This is a genomic window from Acidovorax sp. GW101-11A03, from assembly GCF_059424825.1.
In genome coordinates, this window is sequence record NZ_JBWKZU010000133.1 from 1 (window position 1) to 2,268 (window position 2,268).

Consider the following 2,268-nt stretch of genomic DNA (forward strand, 5'->3'; position numbering starts at 1 on the left):
GCATACTGCCCTTTGTGCTGCGGCAGTTGCTGGAGGGCTGAGAGATTGACTGCACAACGGGGCTTCGGCCCCGTTTTTCTTGGGTGACCCAGGAGGGTGCGACCGGTGGCGGCGGTCTGGTCATTTCCTTACGCCTCGATACACTTGTGACGTACTTCCGGAATCACAACCCGCCCCGTTTCTGCACCGCTTCTCCACGCTGCCCATGGCTCCTTCCCCACCCCCCCTGACCACGCGCTCCTACCTGTCGGACGCGCCCGCTGTCACGGTGGTGCTGGTGGTGGCGGTGCTGGCTCTGGTGATCCTGCCGCTGGTGCAGTTGCTGGGGGACGGCGCCGGGGCGCAGCACGGGCTGGAGCCGCTGCTGGAGATGGCGGCGGTGTTGCTGGGGTTGCTGGTGGTGTCGGTGTCGCTGCACGCGCTCGAAGCGCATGAACAGGCGCGGGCCAACGTGCTGGTGGTGGGGGTGGGGGTTGCGGCGGCCTGCAATTTTCTGCATGGCGTGCTGGTGCACTCCGGCCCGGTACACATGCCGGTGGGCACTGCCCATATCTCCCTGTGGCTCAGCAGTTGGGCGCGTCTGGCCGAGGTGCTCACCCTGGGGCTCGTGGCCACGCGGCTGGCGGCGCCGGGGGCGCCCCAGGCCTGGCTGGCGGTTTCCGGGGGGATCACGCTGCTGGTGGTGGGGGCGGCCATGGGCCCCTTGCCGGGCTGGTTTGCCCAGGCCGCTGGCGGGGTGCTGCGCCAGGCGCTGGCGGCGGGGTTGGCGCTGGCGCTGGCCGTGATTGCCGGGGCGCTGTACCGCCGGAGCCGCCGCGATGGCCAGGCGGTCCCGGAGGACGAAAACCGGCCACGTGACCGCCTGTTTGCCTGGGCGGCCATGGCGTTTGTGTGTGGCGAAATCACCGTGGGGGTGCTGGGCGGCCATTCCCCCGTCGGTGGGCCACTGGCCCATGGCCTGCGGGTGGTGGCCTATGCGCTGTTGTACCAGGCGGTGTTCGATGCTGGCATCCGCCGGCCCTTTGCCCGCATCCAGACCGCCGAGAGCCGCCTGCGCGAAAGCGAAGGCCGCCTGTCGCTGCTGGGCCGCAATCTGCCCCACAGCGTGTTGTTTCAGGTGGTGCGTGAACTCGATGGCCGTGTGCACTTTGTGCACATGGGCGAAGCCATCGAGCGCCTCAACGGCGTGCGCGTGCAAGAGGTGCTGGACGACCCCAGCGTGTTGTATCGCCAGATCCTGGAGGAAGACATGGGCCGCCTGCGCGAGGCAGAGCGGCATTCATTCCTGTCGATGACCAGCCTGGAGGCGGTTTTCCGGGTTCGCCGCACCGATGGGGAAGTGCGCTGGATGCACCTGAGTTCGTCTCCCCGAAGGCTGGACGACGGCCGCGTGCTGTGGGATGGCGTGCAGACCGACATCACCGCCCACCACCAGGCCGCTGAGGCGGCGCACGCCAAGGATGCGCTCATGGCCAACATGTTGCGCCTGGTGCCGGGCGGTGTGGCCCGACTCGACCGCGATCTGCGGGTTCTGTATGTCAACGAGCAACAGGCACGCTGGCTGTACAAGACGCCGCAGGACCTGCAGGGGCAACTGCTGCAGGACGTGATTCCGCCCGAAGTCTTCGTGCGCATGCAGCCCCATTTCGAGAAAGCCTTTGCGGGCGAGATGGCAGTGTTTGAGAACCGCATCGATGGCCCTGATGGCATGCAGTACCGCCACACCACCATTGCACCCGAGGCCGTTGCAGGGCAGGGAACATCGGCCGTGGTGCTGTTTGCCTACGACCTCACGGCGCTCAAGCGCGTCGAGCAGGAGCTGGCGCACCAGAAGGCGCACCTGGCCCGCGTGGTCAACGCCATGCCCGACATGGTGTTTCTCAAGGATGCCGAGGGCGTGTACCTGTCGGTCAACCCCGTGTTCGAGCGCTTTGCGGGCCGGCCCGAACGCGATGTGGTGGGCCGCAACGACTACGACCTGACCAACCCGGCCGAGGCCGAGCGCTTTCGCAAGTACGACCAGCGTGCCATGCAGGCCTGGCAGCCGCTGGTGTATGAAGAAACGCTCACTTTTGCCGAAGACGGCTACCAGGGCCAGTTCGAAACCATCAAGACCCCCATCCGCGACCTGCACGGCCGCGTGACCGGTGTGCTGGGCGTGTGCCGCGACATCACCGACCGCAAACGTGCCGAGCAGGAAATCGAGCGCCTGGCCTTCTACGACGCGCTCACCGGCCTGCCCAACCGGCGCCTGCTGCTGGACCGCCT

1 protein-coding gene is annotated in these 2,268 nt (G+C 67.4%); it reads left to right on the forward strand.

Annotated elements, in window-relative coordinates; genetic code table 11:
- Nucleotides 1-205 precede the first annotated feature (205 nt).
- On the forward strand, nucleotides 206-2,268 hold a 2,063-nt coding region (locus AC07Z7_RS24980), incomplete at its 3' end, for a PAS domain-containing protein (protein WP_494768031.1).